Annotated in this window: 21 protein-coding genes; 12 read left to right on the top strand and 9 right to left on the bottom strand. The window is 31.9% G+C overall.

The genetic code is table 11. The features are described from left to right. Positions 1-5 precede the first annotated feature (5 nt). Positions 6-575: a phosphatase PAP2 family protein gene (locus ABD939_RS13490; RefSeq protein ID WP_345169738.1), complete on the top strand. Its 570-nt coding sequence runs from the start codon at positions 6-8 to the stop codon at positions 573-575. On the opposite strand, the gene meaB is transcribed toward ABD939_RS13490, so the two are convergent. After that, a complete protein-coding gene (meaB, locus tag ABD939_RS13485; protein ID WP_345169736.1) occupies positions 552-1,634 on the bottom strand; it encodes a methylmalonyl Co-A mutase-associated GTPase MeaB in 1,083 nt (360 codons plus the stop codon). The two genes, ABD939_RS13490 and meaB, sit on opposite strands and share 24 nt — an antisense overlap. A 13-nt stretch (positions 1,635-1,647) precedes the next feature. Continuing rightward, positions 1,648-2,202, bottom strand: coding sequence for a DUF2911 domain-containing protein (locus ABD939_RS13480; protein WP_345169734.1), 555 nt, complete (start codon positions 2,200-2,202; stop codon positions 1,648-1,650). A gap of 199 nt (positions 2,203-2,401) precedes the next feature. Between ABD939_RS13480 and ABD939_RS13475 the strand changes: the two genes are divergently transcribed. From ABD939_RS13475 to ABD939_RS13465, 3 genes are read left to right on the top strand one after another with little or no spacing between them, the layout of a single operon-like run. Next, positions 2,402-2,953 carry an RNA polymerase sigma factor gene (locus tag ABD939_RS13475; RefSeq protein ID WP_345169730.1) on the top strand — a complete coding sequence of 184 codons (552 nt, stop codon included), beginning with the start codon at positions 2,402-2,404 and terminating at the stop codon, positions 2,951-2,953. Continuing rightward, entirely contained in the window at positions 2,937-3,515 is a 579-nt protein-coding gene (locus tag ABD939_RS13470; RefSeq protein WP_345169725.1) for a hypothetical protein, read from the top strand. The genes ABD939_RS13475 and ABD939_RS13470 overlap by 17 nt, the downstream gene beginning before the upstream one ends. A gap of 11 nt (positions 3,516-3,526) precedes the next feature. After that, positions 3,527-5,086: a hypothetical protein gene (locus ABD939_RS13465; RefSeq protein WP_345169721.1), complete on the top strand. Its 1,560-nt coding sequence runs from the start codon at positions 3,527-3,529 to the stop codon at positions 5,084-5,086. 79 nt (positions 5,087-5,165) lie between these two features. Here ABD939_RS13465 and ABD939_RS13460 read toward each other — a convergent pair whose 3' ends face one another. Next, positions 5,166-5,645 carry a hypothetical protein gene (locus tag ABD939_RS13460; protein ID WP_345169717.1) on the bottom strand — a complete coding sequence of 160 codons (480 nt, stop codon included), beginning with the start codon at positions 5,643-5,645 and terminating at the stop codon, positions 5,166-5,168. Between the two features lie 133 nt (positions 5,646-5,778). On the opposite strand from ABD939_RS13460, the gene ABD939_RS13455 reads away from it, so the two are divergent. Beyond that, positions 5,779-8,685 (top strand): FAD-binding and (Fe-S)-binding domain-containing protein, encoded by a 2,907-nt coding sequence (locus ABD939_RS13455; RefSeq protein WP_345169712.1) that lies wholly within the window; start codon positions 5,779-5,781, stop codon positions 8,683-8,685. On the opposite strand, the gene ABD939_RS13450 is transcribed toward ABD939_RS13455, so the two are convergent. Beyond that, entirely contained in the window at positions 8,677-9,525 is an 849-nt protein-coding gene (locus ABD939_RS13450) for a UDP-2,3-diacylglucosamine diphosphatase (protein ID WP_345169707.1), read from the bottom strand. The genes ABD939_RS13455 and ABD939_RS13450 overlap by 9 nt on opposite strands. Positions 9,526-9,714: 189 nt before the next feature. Here ABD939_RS13450 and aroC point away from each other — a divergent pair, with 189 nt between their 5' ends. From aroC to ABD939_RS13415, 7 genes are all read left to right on the top strand, one after another. Then, positions 9,715-10,776 carry a chorismate synthase gene (gene aroC, locus ABD939_RS13445; protein ID WP_345169703.1) on the top strand — a complete coding sequence of 354 codons (1,062 nt, stop codon included), beginning with the start codon at positions 9,715-9,717 and terminating at the stop codon, positions 10,774-10,776. 102 nt (positions 10,777-10,878) lie between these two features. Next, complete coding sequence (locus ABD939_RS13440; RefSeq protein WP_345169700.1) at positions 10,879-11,415, top strand: acyl-CoA thioesterase; 537 nt, start codon at positions 10,879-10,881, stop codon at positions 11,413-11,415. Between the two features lie 77 nt (positions 11,416-11,492). Next, the gene (locus tag ABD939_RS13435) at positions 11,493-12,818 is read left to right on the top strand and encodes a dicarboxylate/amino acid:cation symporter (protein WP_345169696.1); all 1,326 of its coding nucleotides are present in this window, start codon (positions 11,493-11,495) and stop codon (positions 12,816-12,818) included. Positions 12,819-12,853: 35 nt separating this feature from the next. Then, a complete protein-coding gene (gene gshB / locus ABD939_RS13430) occupies positions 12,854-13,891 on the top strand; it encodes a glutathione synthase (protein ID WP_345169694.1) in 1,038 nt (345 codons plus the stop codon). Between the two features lie 10 nt (positions 13,892-13,901). Further along, complete coding sequence (locus ABD939_RS13425) at positions 13,902-15,062, top strand: sulfurtransferase (RefSeq protein ID WP_345169691.1); 1,161 nt, start codon at positions 13,902-13,904, stop codon at positions 15,060-15,062. Further along, positions 15,055-15,882, top strand: a complete 828-nt coding sequence (locus ABD939_RS13420; RefSeq protein ID WP_345169688.1) for an N-formylglutamate amidohydrolase — start codon at positions 15,055-15,057, stop codon at positions 15,880-15,882. The genes ABD939_RS13425 and ABD939_RS13420 overlap by 8 nt, the downstream gene beginning before the upstream one ends. Before the next feature lie 121 nt (positions 15,883-16,003). Then, positions 16,004-17,161 (top strand): peptidase MATCAP family protein, encoded by a 1,158-nt coding sequence (locus ABD939_RS13415; RefSeq protein ID WP_345169685.1) that lies wholly within the window; start codon positions 16,004-16,006, stop codon positions 17,159-17,161. A gap of 12 nt (positions 17,162-17,173) precedes the next feature. Here ABD939_RS13415 and ABD939_RS13410 read toward each other — a convergent pair whose 3' ends face one another. From ABD939_RS13410 to ABD939_RS13390, 5 genes are all read right to left on the bottom strand, one after another. After that, the gene (locus tag ABD939_RS13410; protein ID WP_345169682.1) at positions 17,174-17,839 is read right to left on the bottom strand and encodes a hypothetical protein; all 666 of its coding nucleotides are present in this window, start codon (positions 17,837-17,839) and stop codon (positions 17,174-17,176) included. A gap of 174 nt (positions 17,840-18,013) precedes the next feature. Further along, positions 18,014-18,445, bottom strand: a complete 432-nt coding sequence (locus ABD939_RS13405; protein ID WP_345169679.1) for a hypothetical protein — start codon at positions 18,443-18,445, stop codon at positions 18,014-18,016. Positions 18,446-18,558: 113 nt separating this feature from the next. Beyond that, complete coding sequence (locus tag ABD939_RS13400) at positions 18,559-19,107, bottom strand: DUF3644 domain-containing protein (protein WP_345169675.1); 549 nt, start codon at positions 19,105-19,107, stop codon at positions 18,559-18,561. Between the two features lie 153 nt (positions 19,108-19,260). Further along, positions 19,261-19,695 (bottom strand): hypothetical protein, encoded by a 435-nt coding sequence (locus ABD939_RS13395; RefSeq protein ID WP_345169670.1) that lies wholly within the window; start codon positions 19,693-19,695, stop codon positions 19,261-19,263. A gap of 89 nt (positions 19,696-19,784) precedes the next feature. Continuing rightward, positions 19,785-20,207 carry a thiol-disulfide oxidoreductase DCC family protein gene (locus ABD939_RS13390; RefSeq protein WP_345169666.1) on the bottom strand — a complete coding sequence of 141 codons (423 nt, stop codon included), beginning with the start codon at positions 20,205-20,207 and terminating at the stop codon, positions 19,785-19,787. Between the last annotated feature and the right edge of the window lie 3 nt (positions 20,208-20,210).

Below are 20,210 nucleotides of genomic sequence, written 5' to 3'. Positions count from 1 at the left end.
ATATTATGATTGAGCAACTTCTAAATTACGATACAGAACTCTTCTTGTTTTTAAATAATTTAGGTTCTGAAACTTGGGATAACTTATGGTTAATAATCACTAATAAGCTTACGTTTATTCCGCTATATGCATTGTTGTTATTTTTACTTTATAAAAAATTTGGACTAAAATCTATGTTAGTTTTTGTTGTAGTTGTTGCCTTAATGATAACTTTTACAGACCAAATCACTAACGTTTTTAAACGCGGTTTTCAGCGTCCAAGACCTTGTGGAGAAGCTGATTTAATAGATCAGATGCGTTTTATTGCTGTACGATGTGGAAAATATGGCTTTTTCTCAGGACATTCATCAAACTCCATGGCAGCTGCCGTATTTGCAGGCTTAATGCTAAAACCCTATTTTAAAAACTTAATATTTATTTTACTTTTTTGGAGTGCGGTTGTTGCTTACAGTAGAATTTATGTAGGTGTGCATTATCCTATTGATATTTTATGTGGAATGACCTTCGGAGCGATTTCCGGGTTCATTTTTTATAAACTTGCTAAATATCTTTTACAGAAATTTATTGAGGTCTAGCAAATAATTTGCTGCTTCAAACGGCGTAGTTTTATTAGCTTCTATCTGATTTAGTTTAGCTACTAGCTCTTTTTTAATTTCTGGACGATTAAAAAACTCAGATTTTAATTGTTCCTCAATAGTTTGAATTAGCCAAAACTTATTTTGTTCACTTCTTCTTTTATTAAAGTAACCATTTGCGGTAGTTAGTTTAACAAATTTTAAAACTAAATTCCAAATACTATCAATTCCTTCATTATTTAAAGCACTGCATAGTGTTACTTTAGGTTGCCATGTTGAAGGTTTTAATGGATAAAGATGAAGCGCTCTATTAAATTCTACTTTAGCTAGTTTTGCTTTTTTTATATTGTCTCCATCAGCTTTGTTTATAGCAATAGCATCTGCCATTTCTATAATACCACGTTTTATACCTTGTAATTCATCACCAGCACCAGATAATTTTAAAAGTAGAAAAAAATCAACCATACTATGAACGGTAGTTTCACTCTGGCCAACACCAACTGTTTCAATAAGTATAACATTAAAACCTGCAGCTTCACATAAAATAATGGTTTCTCTGGTTTTGCGTGCAACACCACCCAAAGAATCTCCTGATGCAGATGGACGAATAAAAGCATTATCATCCTTCACCAAATCTTCCATCCTAGTTTTATCACCTAGTATACTTCCTTTTGTAAGCGAGCTAGTGGGGTCTATAGCTAATACGGCAACGCGCTTGCCTATTGAGGTTAAATGTTTTCCGAAGGCTTCTATAAAAGTACTTTTGCCAACTCCCGGTACTCCAGTAATTCCTATACGAATAGATTGGTTTGCATACGGTAAACAATTTTTAATAATCTGTTTAGCAGTATTTGAGTGATTAGGATTTTTACTTTCTATTAAAGTAATTGCCCTACTTAGGGCAGTAATATTTTTTTTTAAAATAGCAGAGGTTAAGGTTTTTACATCTACTTTTTCTTTCCTTTTTCTTTTTACGTTTTTAATAGACTTTTCGTTGGTGATTTCTGATTGAGAAACACCTTTTTGTTCTTTTAAAGCCGATTTTTTTTCTTTTGCCAAAACTTAGTTTATACTATTTCAAAGGCACAGAAACTTTGGTGTCATCCCAAGCCATTGTTAAAAATAAATTATCTGTAGAGTTATCAAAAGCAATAGTAAATTGTTCCACATTTGAATTTAATTTTTCTACTGGCACGTCAATTTTTAAGGCATCATAATTGGGGTCCCACATGGGTTTCATTTCATTATCTACACCCCAAGAATATTGTTTAGAGTTAAAAATTACAGTCCAAATACTGTCTTTAGGTACGGTCCATAATGTATACTTTCCTGCTGGCAGAGGCATGCCATCTACCTCTAATGTTTCATTGGTCTCAAAAGTAGTAGCTTCATTAGCACCTGTTCGCCATACTTGATTAAAAGGCACTAAAGCTCCAAATATTTCTCTGTCCTTTTTTGAAGGTCTGTTGTAAAATACTTTTAATTTTAAATCATTCAGCTCAAACTTCACGTTGTCTTTTGGACTTAAACGAGAAGCAAAAATGTTTTCAACAAAAACGGAATATAATAAAAGACCTAGTGCTATAATGGATAAAAAAATTAAAACACGTTTTAAGAGGGTATTCATAGAAAGCAATTAAATTTGGATATAAAGATACTTTAAAAGTAACTATTACTAAAAAGCAAACGTTCATTTATTTGATAATGTTATTTAGAAAAAAACTTTTTTTGCAACACTTCATTTTTTTTGTCGTCTTTTAAACGAACTAACCAAATACCCAATAAGATTTTTATATTAGGTATTTTAAACCAAAAGTAAAATTAGCATGTTTCAAGTTGACATTATTGAAAAATGTAAACAAAACAATAGGATGGCACAAGTGCAGTTATACAACCAGTACTGCGACGGTATGTATGTTGTTGCCAAACGATTTTTGAAAGATGCTGCTGACGCTGAAGATGTTGTTCAAGAAGCTTTTATTAAGGCTTTTTCTAAACTTCATCAATATAAAGCTGAGGTTACTTTTGGCGCATGGTTAAAACGTATTGTGGTTAATAAAAGTATTGATTTCTTAAAATCTAAAAAACAACAACTTGTTGATTTAGAGGAGGTGCACCTAAAAGTAATTGATGCTAGTACAGACGACAAATGGTTGGTAGATGATGCTATTACATTGATAGATGTAAAAGCAGCAATTAACAAATTACCAGAAAAGTATCAATATGTTGTGATGCTTTATTTAATTGAAGGCTACGACCATCAAGAAATCTCAGAGATTTTGAGTATTTCAGAGGTCGCTTCCCGAACACAATTATCAAGAGGTAAAGTAAAATTAAAAGAACTGTTAACACTTAAGAGAAATGGCGCGAGATATTAGAGAATTATTTAAAGATGATAAAATGGCTTATGAAAAAATGCCAGAAAATCATCAAGAAAGATTTCTTAAAAAACTTGATGAAGCTCTACCTGAAGCATCTAAAAAGACTAAATATAGTTGGTTTAGTATTGCAGCTAGTGTAGTTGTTTTGTTAGGTTTAAGTATTGGTTTGTATAATTTTTTACAAGTTAAACCAGATGTTTCGCCGGCTGTAGCAGCTGTAAATGAAGCTAATACAAAAACTCTTGGAGATGTGTCGCCAGGTTTGAAAAAGGTTGAAGATTACTATTTGGCTAGCATTAATTTAGAGCTATCTAAAATAAAGCCAACAGACGAAACTAAAGATCTTTTTGATGGTTATTTATCTCAACTCAATGAGTTAGATAACGAATACCAGCGTTTATCGCTTGAGTTAACAGAGGCAGGTCCAACAGAATTAACCGTTAACGCTCTTATTGACAATTTAAAATTTCGTTTAAATCTGTTATATCGTTTACGATCACAGTTAGAACAATTAAGCACTTCTGATTCTATTGATGAGGAAGAAAATGAATTCATCTAAAAAATCAAAAAATGAACAATACAATTATAAAAATTAAATTATTCGTCTTAAGTTTTCTTATTACAGGTAGTTTGTTAGCTCAGAATAAGTTAACCAAATTATCTCAATCTATTAAAGTAGATAAAGATGTTACTATAGACTTAAACACCAGTTACACCAATATTATTTTTGATACTTGGAATAAAGGTAATGTTGAAATTGAGGCTTATATAGAAGGTGAGGAGTTAAGTAAAGAAGAATTAGAAGACGCTTTAAAATCTTGGGATATAGATGTAGATGCATCAACAAATAAGGTCTCAATATCTACAAAAGGAAGTAGAACACACACTTGGGTTTCTGGGCATAATCAAGGCGATACAGATGTTGTTAAAGCGGTATTAGAAGAACTTAAATTCGAGTTAGCAGATTTATCTGAAATGAATTTCGATTTTCACTTTGAAATGCCAGAACTTCAAGAATTTCCAGAAATGCCTGAGCTACCAGAACTACCTGAAATGCCGGAATTACCAGAATTGCCTGAAGGTGTTAACAAAATTATCTTTGATTACAGTGCCTACAAAAAGGATGGCGATAAATATTTAGAAGAATATTCTAAACAATTTGAATCTACTTTTGGGAAAGAGTATGCTGAAAAAATGGAAGCATGGGGCGAGAAATTTGGAGAAGAGTGGGGTGAGAAGTATGGTAAACAAATGCAGGAATGGGCAAAGAGATTTGAAGGTCAGTTCGATAATGAAGAATTTGCCAAAAAAATGGAGTTATGGGGAGAGCGTTATGCAAAGCAAATAGAGCAGAAGGCTAAATTAATGGAAAAGCAAGTTGAGCGTAAAAAAATGCAAAAAGAACTTTTGGCTAAAAGAAATGAAGAGCGTGCAAAAATGCGCAAGGAGCTAGCAGAAAAGAGAGAGAAGCACATGCATGAACGTGAAAAATTAACTCGAGAAAGAAAGGTTTTAATCGAGAAATTAATGCACAATAAAACACACTCTAAAGTAAAGAAAACGATTAAAATAAAAATGCCAAAAGGAGCTAAATTAAAAGTTAATGTTCGCCATGGCGAGTTAGAATTTGCTTCTAATGTAGATAATTTAAGAGCAGATTTATCACACTCAAAATTTACAGCATATAGCATTAATGGGAGTTCTACTTCCATTAATGCTTCTTACACTCCAATTTATGTAACTAACTGGAATTTAGGTGAATTAAATCTAAAATATGTTAAAAAGGCTAATTTAAGTCAAGTAAAAAGCCTGGTTTTAACATCAAATTCTTCAGATGTTACCATTGATAATTTAAACGGTAATGCACTTATTGACGCGAGTATCGGGGATTTAAAAATCTTGGAAATTGATGATGCATTTACTAATTTAAATGTAGTTCTTCAAAATTGTGACGCTGTAATCATGCTTCCTAAAGTAGATACCAATTTTCAGTATAAAGGATTACGCTCAAGATTATCTCATCCTAAAAAAACTTCAAAAGAGAATGTATCTTCTTTCACTTTAAACGATTCAAGTGCAGGAAAAACAATTGCTATAAATGCTAAATATAGTAATGTAATTACTAAATAATTTAGATTGTTTGCTTCAGTTTAGTGCAAAAAAAAAACGCCTTAGAAAAGGCGCTTATTTTTTTTATTACTATCCTGTTTTAGAATTGATACCTAATACTAAAAGCGATATCAAAATCTAAATCGTCTGTAAAATCTCCAAAACCTAATTCAGGTCTAAAATCTAACGATAGCAATAAAGGAATATCAAAATTATATTCTATACCAATATCACCCGCTGCAAAAAGAGCTGTTTCACTTTCTCCATCTAAAATATTTTTTCCATCAAAAGATGCAATTCCTCCACCAGCACCAACATACCAGTTAAAAGATCCATCTAAAGGAAATACCCATTGGTATAATCCAGTTAGCTTAAAGGCATTAAAATTGTTGCCATCTCTCCAACCAAAATCAACTTCTAAACGATTATTGTCACCTAATGCACGTTGGTATGTTACTTCTGCACCTAATCCGTCACTATCCCCTAAACGAAGTCCGATAGCATTTTCAGAAATTTCTTGTGCACTCGATACAAATACAAAGCCTAATAACGCAAATGATAATAAAAATAATTTTTTCATAAATTTTATAGTTTTAGTTCATTAATATATACGGTCATTTAAATAAAAAAGACCATTTCTAAATATTGAATTTACTTTTACAAAAATAACGCCAAAATTGTATTTATATTTACCATTATAATAATTTTTATCAATGTCTCTAAAAGACTTAAAGCAAAAACTTTCGGGAGAGTTACATGATGATGATTTAATGAAATCGTTATACGCAACAGATGCTTCTGTTTACAGAATGTTGCCAATAGCGGTTGCTTACCCTAAAAATAGAGCTGATTTAAAACTACTTATCAATTTTGCAAAAGAGCATAAAACATCTTTAATACCAAGAACTGCAGGAACATCTCTAGCAGGTCAATGTGTTGGAAAAGGAATTGTTGTTGATGTTTCAAAACACTTTACTAAAATTATAAGTTTTGATGAGCAAGCGCAAACTGTAACCGTTGAACCGGGTGTTGTTAGAGACGAATTGAATAATTATTTAAAGCCTTTCGGGTTGTTTTTTGGACCCAATACATCAACATCAAATAGATGTATGATTGGTGGTATGGTTGGGAATAATTCTTCTGGAACAACCTCAATTCAATATGGTGTAACCCGAGATAAAGTTTTACAATTACAAACTATTTTAAGTGATGGAAGTGAAGTTGTTTTTAATGAATTAACCCTTGATGAATTTCAAGAAAAAACCAATAAAACGTCATTAGAAGGAGATATTTATAGTACAATTTTTAATGAATTGAAATCAGAATCAGTTCAAAAACAAATTGAAGACAATTTTCCTAAACCAGAAATACATAGAAGAAATACTGGTTATGCCATAGATGAGCTGATTAAAACGCAAGTTTTTTCAAGAAAAAGTGTACCATTTAATATGTGCAAATTACTTTCTGGTAGTGAAGGCACTTTGGCTTTTACAACACAAATTACCTTAAAATTAGATAAGCTCCCTCCTGAAAATTCTATAATGGTGGCAGCACATTTTAATAGTATTGAAGACTGTTTAAAAGCTGTAGTTCCTGTAATGAAACACAATTTATATAATTGTGAAATGATGGATAAAACCATTTTAGATTGCACAAAACACAACAAAACTCAACAAGAAAATAGACAGTTTATAGTTGGAGATCCGCAAGCTATTTTGATGTGCGAAGTAAAAGCAGATTCTTTAGAAAAAGTTGAGAGTTTAGCTGAAAAATTATTAACAGACCTTACTGAATCTGGTTTAAGTTATGCCAACCCAACACTTAAAGGGGTAGATGTAAACAAAGCAAATAACTTACGCAGTGCGGGTTTAGGATTACTAGGAAATATTATTGGAGACAAAAAATCGGCAGCCTGTATTGAAGATACCGCAGTTGCTTTACCAGATTTGGCAACTTACATTCAAGAGTTTACGTCTCTTATGAAAGCGTACAAACAAGATGCTATTTATTATGCACATGCGGGTGCTGGCGAATTACATTTACGTCCTATTTTAAATTTAAAGAAAAAAGAAGACGTTACTTTATTCAGAAAAATAACAACTGATGTTGCTGTTTTGGTAAAAAAATATAATGGCTCAATGAGTGGTGAACATGGCGATGGTATTGTTCGAGCTGAGTTTATTCCGATGATGATTGGTGAAGCTAACTATCAAATTTTAAAGCGAATAAAAAAATCTTTCGACCCAGATAATATTTTTAATCCAGGAAAAATTGTTGATGCATTTCCAATGGATGAGTCTTTACGCTACCAGGCTAATAGAGAAGAACCAGAAATTGAAACGTTATTAGATTTCTCAAAATCTCAAGGTATTTTGCGAGAAACAGAAAAATGTAACGGCTCTGGTGATTGTAGAAAACTTCCAGAATTTAGTGGTACAATGTGCCCAAGTTATAGAGCCACCAAAAACGAGAAAGATACCACTAGGGCAAGAGCAAATGCTTTACGAGAATTTTTAACCAATTCAGATAAATCGAATAGGTTTAATCATGATGAATTAAAAGATGTTTTTGATTTATGTTTAAGCTGTAAAGCTTGCGCCAGCGAATGTCCGAGTAGTGTAGATGTAGCGAGCTTAAAAGCAGAGTTTCAATACCAGTACCAAAAAGAAAACGGTGTAACGTTGCGCACAAAGTTATTTGCATACAATAATAGGCTAAATACTTTTGCAAGTAAGGCACCAAGAATTGCAAATTTTTTATTTTCTAATGCTTTTACAGCATCAATTTTAAAAGGTTCTTTGGGAATTGCCAAGGAACGTAGCTTACCTCTAATTTCAAAAAAAAGTTTAGTCTACAGAGCTAATATTTCAAATATTAAAGATGTTTCTAGTGCCATAAAAACTGTTTATTTTTTTGATGATGAGTTTACTAAATATCTTGACTCTAGTATTGGACTTGATGCTATTTATCTTTTAAAAGCCTTAAAATATAATGTTATAGTATTAAAAAATGTGGAGTCTGGTCGTACATTTATATCAAAAGGTTTATTGGAAAAAACTAAAGATTTAGCAAATAAAAATATTTCAATATTTAAAAATAAAGTTTCAAAAGATACACCACTAATTGGTATAGAACCTTCAGCGATTTTAACTTTTAAGGATGAATATTTAAAATTAGCAGATGATAAAACTGCTGCGGAATCCATTTCAAAACATACTTTTTTAATTGAAGAATTTATTCAGCAAGAAATAGCGTTAGGTAATATCACTTCAGAACAATTTACTTTAGAGCACAAAGCTATTAAGTTTCATGGGCATTGTCATCAAAAAGCTATGGGGAATCAACTCTCAAGTTTCTCAGTTTTAAATTTACCCAAAAATTATAAAGTGACCATAATACCCAGCGGTTGTTGTGGTATGGCGGGTAGTTTTGGTTACGAAAAAGAACATTACAATATAAGCATGCAAATTGGTGAACAAACGCTTTTTCCTGCTGTAAGAAAGGCAGAAACAGATACTGTTATTTCAGCAAATGGAACGAGTTGTAGACATCAAATTAAAGACGGTACCAATCGTTATGCAAAACACCCAATTACAATTCTTAAAGAGGCATTAATTTGATTTTTTTAAATTTTGATCTACAATAGTAATAGCAGCAATTAAATCCTGCATTTCAAAATCTTCATCTGTCTCATTTACTATAAAAGGTGCCAATTTATCATTGTTGTAATTGTATATTTTCCAGCGCTTAAACTGGTACTCTAAGGCTGTAAAGTTTTCAACCCAATCACCAGAGTTTAAATACATGGTTCTACCGTATTTATTGTCTCGATATTCCATTTTGGGTTGATGTATATGTCCGCAAATAACAAAATCATAACCGTTTTCAATAGCTAAATCAGAAATTATGGTTTCGTAATCATTAATATATTTTACGGTACCTTTTACGCTGTTTTTAATCTTTTTAGACAAAGAATAGCGCTCCTTTCCTCGTTTTTCTAACTGCCAATTATAAAGTTTGTTTAAAAGCGTTAAACAGTCATAGCCATAACCACCAAGTTTAGCTAACCATTTAGCATTTTGAATGGAAACATCAAAAACATCACCATGGAAGAACCAAGCTTTTTTGCCATCTAATTCTAAAACCTTTTTATTAACTATTGATATATTTCCAATTTGTGTATTTGCAAATTTACGTAGCATTTCATCATGATTTCCCGTTATATAAATAACCTCTACACCATCAGATGCCATGGTCATTATTTTTTTTATAACCTTTAAATGCGATTTTGGAAAATACCGTTTATTAAATTGCCATATATCAACAATATCGCCATTTAAAATTAGTTTTTTGGGCTTAATACTGTTTAAATACGTTAACAAATGCTTTGCATGGCAACCATATGTTCCTAAGTGAACATCAGAGATTACAGCAATTTCTATTTTACGTTTTATTTTCAATTAGGGGCAAATTTATTTTCGATGTAAATAACTTACTTTGGTATTACTTAATCATTAAGAGATAATTATCTAAATATGAGTATATTGTTAAGTAATTGTTATGAATTTTATACTCTAAAGAATTGAGTCTTTCTGTCATTTCACTTTCGTATTTCTAAGAATAGATTTACTTTAGCAAAAAAAATAATTATGGCTGGTAATTCCTTTGGAAAACTATTTAATTTAACTACATATGGTGAATCTCACGGACCTGCGCTAGGAGGTGTTATAGATGGTTGTCCTCCAGGTGTAAAATTGGATTTAGATGAAATTCAAAATGAGTTAAATAGAAGGAAACCAGGGCAGTCTGCAATTGTAACTCAACGTAAAGAACCTGATACTGTAAAGTTTTATTCAGGAATTTTTGAAGGTGTTACAACGGGTACATCAATTGGGTTTGTAATTGAAAACACGAACCAAAAATCTCATGATTATTCGCATATAAAAGATAGTTACAGACCAAGTCATGCCGATTACACATACGACAAAAAGTATGGTATTAGAGATTACAGAGGTGGTGGACGCAGTTCTGCACGCGAAACAGCATGTAGAGTAGTTGCTGGTGCGATTGCAAAACAAATGCTAAAGGGTATTGAAATTACTGCTTACGTTTCTGGTGTTGGTACTATGCGACTAGAAAAACTATATTCTGAATTGAATCTTGCCAAAGCTGAAGAAAATATAGTACGTTGTCCGGATGAAGCTATGGCTTCAAAAATGGAAGACTATATTAAAGAAGTAAGAAGCAAAGGCGATACTGTAGGAGGTATTGTTAGTTGTGTTATCAAAAATGTACCAGTTGGTTTAGGGGAACCTGTTTTTGATAAGTTACATGCCGAATTAGGAAAAGCCATGTTATCTATTAATGCCGTTAAAGGTTTTGAATACGGAAGCGGTTTTCATGGAAGCACAATGTATGGTAGCGATCATAATGATGCCTTTAATACTGATGGTAGTACTAAAACTAATTACTCTGGTGGTGTTCAAGGTGGTATAAGCAATGGTATGGATATTTATTTTAATGTCGCTTTTAAACCCGTTGCCACACTTATTCAGGAATATGAAACTATAGATAAAGAAGGCAAAGTTGTAAAAATGCATGGTAAAGGGAGACATGACCCTTGTGTAGTACCTCGCGCGGTTCCTATTGTAGAGGCCATGGCTGCATTAGTAATCGCTGACTTTCATTTGATTAATAAAATTTATAGTTAGGCTTTCTTGATTTTAGATTTAGAATATTGCTAGAAATACTGGTTGTTTCTAAAACAAGCTATTCTAAATTCTTTTAATGTTTTTTGATACACACATTTTACAATGGTTTATTATTGGTTACACATTATTTTCATTTTTGTGGGTTCACGTTTTTTTTGGAAAAATGTACATTTAGAATCGAACTTAACAAGGCATAGGCGTGTAAGTATTTTAGATTGTGAAGCTTTTCGCTTTATGGCTAATTCAAAGTATTTCTATTACATGGATTTAATTCGTTTTGAAATCCTTTTTAGGTCAGATATGTATAAAAGTACCATAAAAAAAGGAATGTTTCCAGTTTTAGGATCTCAGAAAATCATATATAAGAAACCTTTAAAACGTTGGAATAAATTTGATATTACTCTAGTACTAGAAGGATGGGATGACCACTGGGTATATCATCGGCAAGTATTTAAAAGAAATAATGAGGTTTATGCTATTGGTATCACAAAAGTAGGATTTTGGAAAAAGCATAAAATTCAAGATATGCGTGAAATACTCTTAAATAGTGGCGTTAAGAAAAGTGAAATGGTTGTTTCTGACGATATTATAACCCTTTTCAAAAACGATTATAATATCATTAAAAGTACAGAAGCATAGTTTTTGTGTTTCGTTAAATTTACTAAATATTCAAAAATACTTATCTTGTCATTTATAATTCAGACTAAAAAGAGTTTATGAAAAAAATAGCATTACATTGGAAGATTATTATAGGAATGATTCTCGGAATCATTTTTGGTTTTATTATGAATACTGTTGATGGAGGTAAAGGATTTGTATCCGATTGGATTGCCCCGTTTGGCACCATATTTATTAATCTTCTTAAGCTTATAGCAGTACCTTTAATTTTGGCTTCCTTAATTAAAGGGATTTCAGATTTAAAAGATATTTCAAAAATTAAATCGATGGGACTCCGTACCATTGGTATTTATGTTGGTACCACTTTAGTAGCTATAGTTATTGGTTTAAGTATTGTAAATATTATTAAACCTGGTAACGGAATGCCACAAGAAACCATTGAAAAAATTAAGTTAAAATATGAAAACGATGCTGGTGTAACAGATAAATTGATGAAAGCAAGTGCTCAAAAAGAAGCAGGACCTTTACAACCTTTAGTTGATATTTTTCCTAGCAATATCTTCCAATCTTTTGCAGAAGCATCAATGTTACAAGTTATCTTTTTTGCGCTATTTGTTGGAATTTGCTTGTTGTTAATAGGCGAAAAGAGCGCAAAACCATTAGTTGATTTTTTCGATTCGTTAAATGAAGTTGTTATGAAAATGGTAGATTTAATAATGCTTTTTGCACCTTATGCAGTATTTGCTTTATTGGCAAACGTTATTATAGCTTTTGACGATGCAGAAATTTTAATAAAACTGCTGTATTATGCATTCTGTGTAGTTGGCGGACTCATTTTAATGATTGGTTTCTACTTAATTTTAGTGAGTGTTTACACTAAAAAATCGCCAATGTGGTTTTTAAAACAAATTAGTCCAGCCCAATTATTAGCATTTTCAACCAGTAGTAGTGCTGCCACGTTACCAGTAACTATGGAGCGTGTTGAGGAACATTTAGGTGTAGATAAAGAAGTTTCAGGTTTTGTATTGCCTGTTGGAGCTACAGTAAATATGGATGGTACAAGCTTGTATCAAGGCATAGCAGCAGTATTTATAATGCAAGTTATTTGGCCAGAAGGTTTAACATTTACAAATCAATTGGTTATTGTTGCTACAGCTTTATTAGCATCTATAGGTAGTGCAGCAGTACCAAGTGCAGGTATGGTTATGTTGGTAATTGTATTAGAATCTATAGGTTTTCCAGCAGAATTATTACCAATAGGGTTAGCACTTATTTTTGCAGTAGATAGACCTTTAGACATGTGTAGAACCGTTGTTAATGTAACTGGTGATGCTACAGTATCAATGTTGGTGGCTAAATCTTTAGATAAATTACACGAGCCTCAACCAAAAGAATGGGATGATAATTATGATGAAGTAAAATAAATATTTAACTTTAAAATCAACAAAAAAATATAAAAATGAACGTTTGTTTTATAATGTATCCATGGGAGCAAATTGACCCTGAAAATGATACAACACTAGCTTTAATTAAAGAATGTGTAAAACGTAAGCATGGTGTGGCCATGTGTATTCCGGCAGATTTAACAATTAGGAATAGTGTAACATCGGCCACTTGTACGGTAATTGGGCGAATGGAAAAAACACCAAGTTCGTTAAAATCGTTTTATAAAAAAGCAGAGTTGCGTGAGGAAATGCTACCACTTGCAGGATTTGATGTAATTTTCTTTAGAGCCAATCCGCCTTTAGACCCTATTATGCTTAACTTTTTAGATTCTGTTAAGGACGATGTTTTTATTATGAATTCTTTAGAGGGTATGCGTGAGGCAAATAATAAGCTTTATACAGCTGCTTTTGGCGATGCGCATAGCAATATTATACCAGCAACCCATGTATCGAAAAGTAAACGTTATTTAATTAAACAGATAAAAGAATCTACTGCTGATAAAATGATTTTGAAACCGTTAAATGGTTTTGGAGGTTCAGGTGTTATTTTGATCGAAAAATCGGCAATGAGTAATATTAACTCTTTATTGGACTTTTATATCACCAGTGGTGATGGGTCTTCAAATTATGTGATTCTTCAAGACTATATTGAGGGTGCCGACCAAGGCGATGTGAGAATTTTGATTTTAAATGGAGAGCCTGTTGGGGCCATGAAACGTGTACCTGGAAGTGATGATCACCGTTCAAATGTTTCTGCTGGTGGTAGCGTACAAAGACATTCACTTACAAAAGAAGAAAAAGCTCTGTGCAAACAAATAGGTCCTAAACTCGTTAATGATGGACTCTATTTTGTTGGTATTGATGTTATTGGAGGTAAATTAGTAGAAGTGAATGTGATGTCGCCAGGTGGCATTACATACATAAATAAAGTATACAAACTTAAAACGAAAATTGAAGAAAAAGTGATTGACTTTTTAGAAATGAAAGTTTTAGATAAACTTCAAGCTTTCGATAGACGAACAAGACTTAGAAAAACAGTTCAAGATGCTTAATTAATTTTGCATGAGTACGCACATTACATTAAAATCGCCGCTAGTTTCAGTAGAATGGTTGCATGACAATATAGATGCCAACAATCTTATTATTCTTGATGGTACCATTAATAAAAGTTTTGATATTTCTTTAGAGCAAATTCCTAACACTAGACTTTTTGATATTAAAAAGAAGTTTAGCGATACGTCTAACGATTTTCCGAGTGCATTCCCATCTGAAGAACAATTTCAAAAAGAAGCTAGAATTTTAGGAATAAATAATAACAGCGCTATTGTTGTTTATGACGATAAAGGTATTTACTCAAGCGCACGTGTTTGGTGGTTGTTTAAAGCTTTTGGGTTTAATAATGTTGCAGTTTTAAATGGTGGTTTTCCTGCATGGAAAAAGGCTGGATATCCTACAGGACTTATGCAACATTATGATGGAGCGGAAGGTGATTTTGTTACGGATCTTCAATCTGGTTACATGAAGTTTTTTGATGATATTCAACAGGCATCAAAAAATGAGACTTATAAAATAATTGATGCTAGATCTGCAGGAAGGTTCAATTGTACAGAACCAGAACCCAGAGTTGGATTGCGCATGGGAACCATTCCAAATTCAGTTAATTTACCATTTACCAACTTACTAGAAAATGGACAGTTAAAATCTAAAAAAGAACTCGCTAAAGAATTCTACATGGTCGCAGAAAAGGATGATGACATTATTTTTTCTTGTGGTTCAGGAATTACGGCTTGTGTTTTGGCTTTAGGCGCAGAAATTTCAGGATATAAAAACATATCGGTTTATGATGGTTCTTGGACAGAATATGGCACTTTAACTACTGGGAATATGGAACAACCTAAAACATGGACCAAAGATGAATTATTAGCCTACATTTTAATGTATGTATCAAATTCAGATTTAAACGAATCAAGAAAAGAACAACAATATATTTTAAGTCGAGTAGATAAAGTTGTTTATACACGCGTAAAAGAACAATTTAAAAAGGATAGTGATTATACGAGTATTCAGAATATTATAGAAGCTGTGGAAGCGCACGATTATTACCGCAACGATTTAGCCGATTTATTTGCTGACATCAAATTGATGGCATTTGCAGATGGTGATTATGACCCCATGGAACAAATGATTTATAGCCATTTGAAAAAGATTTTAAAGGATGGATAGGTTAAGCATTTCAGAAATCATTTTTAAAATTGAATCTGGAGAGACTTTTGAAGCCGTGGCTTCAGATTATTCTTTAACCATTAAAATTGACGATTATGTGCCTTATGCTTGTGCAGCTATTCATGATGGGCATCAATTTAGAAAAGAACTTTGGGGTAATTGCATCCATACCGAATACGAACGTTGGTACGAGGAAGATCCAGAAACCAAAAATATGGTACGATCGCATCCCATTGTTATTGCGGGTTGCGATTCCCGTTTTGAATACGATTTAAACCGCGCGCCTGATGATGCGGTTTTTGTTACCGCTTGGGGTAAACCATTATGGAAAGCCCCACTTTCTGAAGCTATGAAAACCAAAAGTCTTGAAAAACATGCTAATTTTTTTAAGGTTGTTCATGCTTTAATTGAGGCTTTAGAATCTAAATTTGGGTTTTGTACCGTCTACGATATGCACAGTTACAACTGGAAACGTTGGGATAGGGAAGTGCCTACATGGAATTTAGGAACGAGTAACGTTGATAATGAAAGATTCGGAAATGTTATCGAGTTATGGAGACAAAGTTTATCGGAAATTAAATTTCCTAACGGGATTAAATCCACTTCGCTAATAAACGATACATTTCAAGGTAATGGCTATTTTTTAAAATATATTACACAAAACTTTAAAAATACCTTAGTTTTGGCAACCGAAATCGCCAAGGTGTATTGTGATGAATACGACCAAATTATATTTCCTGAGGTTGTAAAGGCTGTTGAAAAGGAATTGATTACTCGTATTCCTAAGCATGCAGAAAAAGTATATAAGACGTTTAGTTAGATTTTAAATTTGTTAAACGTTTTGTCATTCTTGCGAAAGCAGGAATCCAAATTGCAAATATAATTCTTAAAATAGATTCCTGCCTTCGCAGGAATGACAAAGTAAGTATTAAAGCTAGTTTATGAAGATGGATAATGTAGTTACCAAAACACTTTTAGATATAGATAAGCATATTGATGCGCTAGTTAAGCAAATTGAATTGCTTAGTTATGTAAACCCTTTAAATATAGAAGAAGAGAAAGCACGTTTTTTTTCATCTAAATATTTAACAGACCCTGTTTTTAATTACCCTTCCATAGATTTTGACCGTTTTAAACTTCATAGAAAGTTATTTGAGAGCGATTTAGAAAGTATTGAAGATGCTGAAATTAGCAAACTATACGAAGATATTATTTATCAGTATTCAGGCTTAATTCAGTGTATAGAAACCGTTGGTACCGATAAAAAGTTCTACTACAACTGTTTACACTGTTTTGGTACACCAACCGAAAATGATGTTGAGAATGCTAAATTTATTTTACATTTTGAAGATGAAGATAAAGGCATTCCCAAATTTCAACCAAAATATAGTGCTGCCGAGGCAGAAGTGTTTTTTAAAAACTTTTCTGAAAATTATGATTTTAGTTACCGCATAAAACATTCCGATAAAATTTCGGCCATAGCCATGGTGTTGAATAATATTAAAACCTTGGTTTTAAATACCAACCATACCTATTCTGATAATGAGATAGCCGTATTAACCAATCATGAAATTGGTGTGCATATGGTGACTACCATGAATGGCTTGTTGCATCCTTTAAAAATATTTTCTCATGGGTTTCCTAACAATGAGGAAACCCAAGAAGGTTTAGCGGTTTTTGCTGAATATATGAGTAATAACTTAACCATAAAACGTTTAAAAGAATTGGCGTACCGTGTTATAGCGGTTGATAGTTTAGCAAAAGGCTACTCGTTTTCTAGAACCTTTAGGTTGTTGCATAACCAGTACGATTTAGACCGCGAAGAGGCGTTTTACATAACTGTTAGAGTGCATCGTGGTGGCGGATTTACAAAAGATTACTTGTATTTAACAGGACTTAAAAAGGTGTATGATTATTACCATTCTGGTAAAGATTTAAGCTTGCTTTTAACAGGAAAAGTGTCTTTAGAGTATGTTGATGATATTGAATCGCTAATTACAAAAGGTTTAGCGGTACCTGCAAAACATATTACTGATGCTTATGCTGAAAATAAGAACACCAATAAAAAGGTGGATTTTATTTTACGGAGTTTGAAGTAAGAAACTGGCTTTTTATTCGCAATTATTGTATTCTTTGATAATTTCAAATAGTTCATCGGATTTAAATTGACCTTTATTTATTTTTCCTACTAATGGTTTACAACTAGTGAAATATCTGCTCGCATTTTTCTTAAATGATTTAAAAACATTAGCAAAAAACCTATTGCTAGCATATTTTTCACTTTGCTTTTTTACATAGTATAAATTTTTTTCATTTTGTATAATAGTAGTACTGTTAGGATTTTCGAGATACATATTTTCGTATCCTTTTTTTAGATATAATGAAACTTTTCCCTCTATTAGGATTTGCATTAGTTTCGCATTTTTTTCATTAGTTGGAATAAAAGCATATTTAGCAATTTTACCAGAGTTGGTCTTTACAATAAAATATTCTACCTCTTCTTTTTTAAATTTTGATTTCTTTTTGGAGTTTTTAGCTTTTTTAAAGAAAATTTTATTGGTTCCTCCAACAGCTCTTAAACCAACCAAGTCTTTCGTTGTAGACGAGTTTTCAAATTTTACAACTCCACTTAAAGTATCTTTGCTTTTCAAAACTAATGTTCCCGAATACCATTTATTTGAGAATGTTCCATTTTTTCCAATTGTTACTTGAGAAAATGTATTGTTTGCACAGCAAATAAAAATTAATACTAATAATATTTTTAAAATTTGTTTCATACTATGAATTCTTAATAGTTTTTTAATACCATGATTATCGTGTTTGTGTAAGATTTCGTTAAATGTTTCAGCATCTAATTTAGCAAATACAAACCGAATAGGAAATCCGCGAGGACTTTCGTAAATAGGCTATGACTAGCAATGAATTATACTCGGTGTTGGCATTTCGTTATTTTATTCAGCAGTTTCAAATTCCGAAATTTCAAAACTTTCTCTTTTCTTAAATTTTGACCTCCACATTTCTTTTGTCAGCGTTCCATTATTTATACAAGCAATAATTAATTCAGCCCATTCGTCTTGATAAATATAATCATCGTGTACTTCGTCATAATGACAATAGTTTGTGTTAGTATCAAATGGGTCGTCAATATTATTTGCACTCGCGGGACGAATTTTAAAACAGCAATATAAGCACTTGTGGTCATAATGATTAAATTCAAATTCGATATCTGAATTTATTTTAGTAACTACATCACCAGGTTTTCTTTTCCCAGGATTTATTGCTTCTTTTTTTAAGACCTTATCTTTAATTATTGCTGTGATTTTTTCATAATTCTCTCTGTCGGCTTCAGATATCGAATTCCAATTCACAAATTCCACTGCCAAGTCATTTCTGTTAGTATTTGCAATTTTAGGAACTTGTATTAGTTTAATACTATATTCTTGCGTGTTAAAAACTTCGTCTGATAATGATGTTCTATAATTGTCAATAAAAGTTTTTAGTTCTTTAATTTCTTTGGAAAGAAGTTTTTACTTGCCTGAATTTGTGATTTTTTACGAAGTCTTGAAAATTGAATTGAAAATGAAAGACTCTCATTAAGAGCATAATCTTCTCCAAAAAACTCAATCAAAGTGTTTTCGTAGTTATAAAGTAGAGATTGACATTCTCCAAATATCATAATTCCGATTTCGTCTCTATCGATATGTCTATGCTCAATTTTATTCCTTAATTTGATAAAGAAATTCAAATTTGATTTTACTCCTGCTTCGAGTGTTCCATATTTGGAAATACAGGTTTTTAATTCCCAAGATTTTTTTTCACCATCTATGGTTTGATATCGTCCATTTGAATTTTTATGATAATATTTACTTCCAATTGTATGATTGAAATGTGCGTGAAACAATCTTGTCCAAGCAATTATCATTTGAGTAATAAATCCTTCAACTCTAAAAGGTGTTCTTGGTTTGTTGTAAATTTCGACAGCAAGTAAGGCAGATTCAATAGAACTTTCTAAAGTCGATTTTGTTTTACCTTTTCTTAATGTCATTTAGTTCGGTTTTAATGAATTACAACGACTTAATATAAAACCGTTTTAATGTTCAAATTAAATGATACTGAAACAAGTTCAGCATAAGTAAGCGAAGGTAGAATTTTCTTACTAAAAAATCAATACGTATTTGTACTTATTTTTAGAGTAGTTTTATAAAGAAATAGTAACGGTGTTATCCTCCACGATAAAGGTTTTATCAGTTACTTCTACATCAATAAGACTACCAAAATCGCAGCATTCTTTAACATTAGGTTTTGATGTGTTGTAAGATATACTAGTAACTAATTCAGAATCTATAAGTATTTCTAAAAAGTCTGATGGCCCCTTTTTTTCTATATAAAGGAAGCCTGATGAATTAATAATAGTAAATTGAAATGGATTCCCGGAAGCGTCTCTTAGCATAATAGCTGCCTCTGTAATATTATCTTGAAGAATTATGTTTTCGTTAGTGGTACTATCAACTAAATCGACAAGAAAAAATGGAGCGGCACATGAAACGGTAGAACAATCGGGTAGGCCATCATCAGTTTTACAATTAATGCATAGTGTAATAATTAGAAATAAATAGGCCAATTTCTTTATCATGATTTAATGGGTTTCTTACTAGATGAGTAAACCTTAGAATGGTTGCGTATTTGTAAAAGAAAAGTGCTAAACTATTTTTTAAACACAAACTATTCTAAAAACTTACTTTTTAGTTCAGGCGTAGGAATCATGCAAGCGTCCTTTTTGCCATACCATTTGTAGCGGTTTCGGGCAATAAAATCGTAAACCCAATTGCTTATAAAACTGGGTATAATAAGAAAAATGGATAACATATTTACTGGAAAACCCAATTGAGACGCTACTTTTAAAGCGGCTCTACTTTTGTAGTTAATTTTATCTTTCTCTGGATTGTAAAGAATAATGGAATCTACCTCATTGGTGTCTATATTAAATTTCTCAATAATATTTTTACCAACTTCACTTTGCAAGGGCGCAAACATAAACTGGTTTTTTTTATCTCGTTTTATAACATACAAAACAGAGCTGTTGCAAAGGTTGCAAACACCATCAAAGAGGATTAATTTTTTATCTTTTGGAACACCAATATTCATAAT

This window comes from Algibacter aquimarinus, from assembly GCF_039543265.1.
GTDB classification, from domain to species: domain Bacteria; phylum Bacteroidota; class Bacteroidia; order Flavobacteriales; family Flavobacteriaceae; genus Algibacter_B; species Algibacter_B aquimarinus.
The sequence above is the reverse complement of the archived record's forward strand: the minus strand, read 5'-3'. Positions and strand labels throughout refer to the sequence as shown.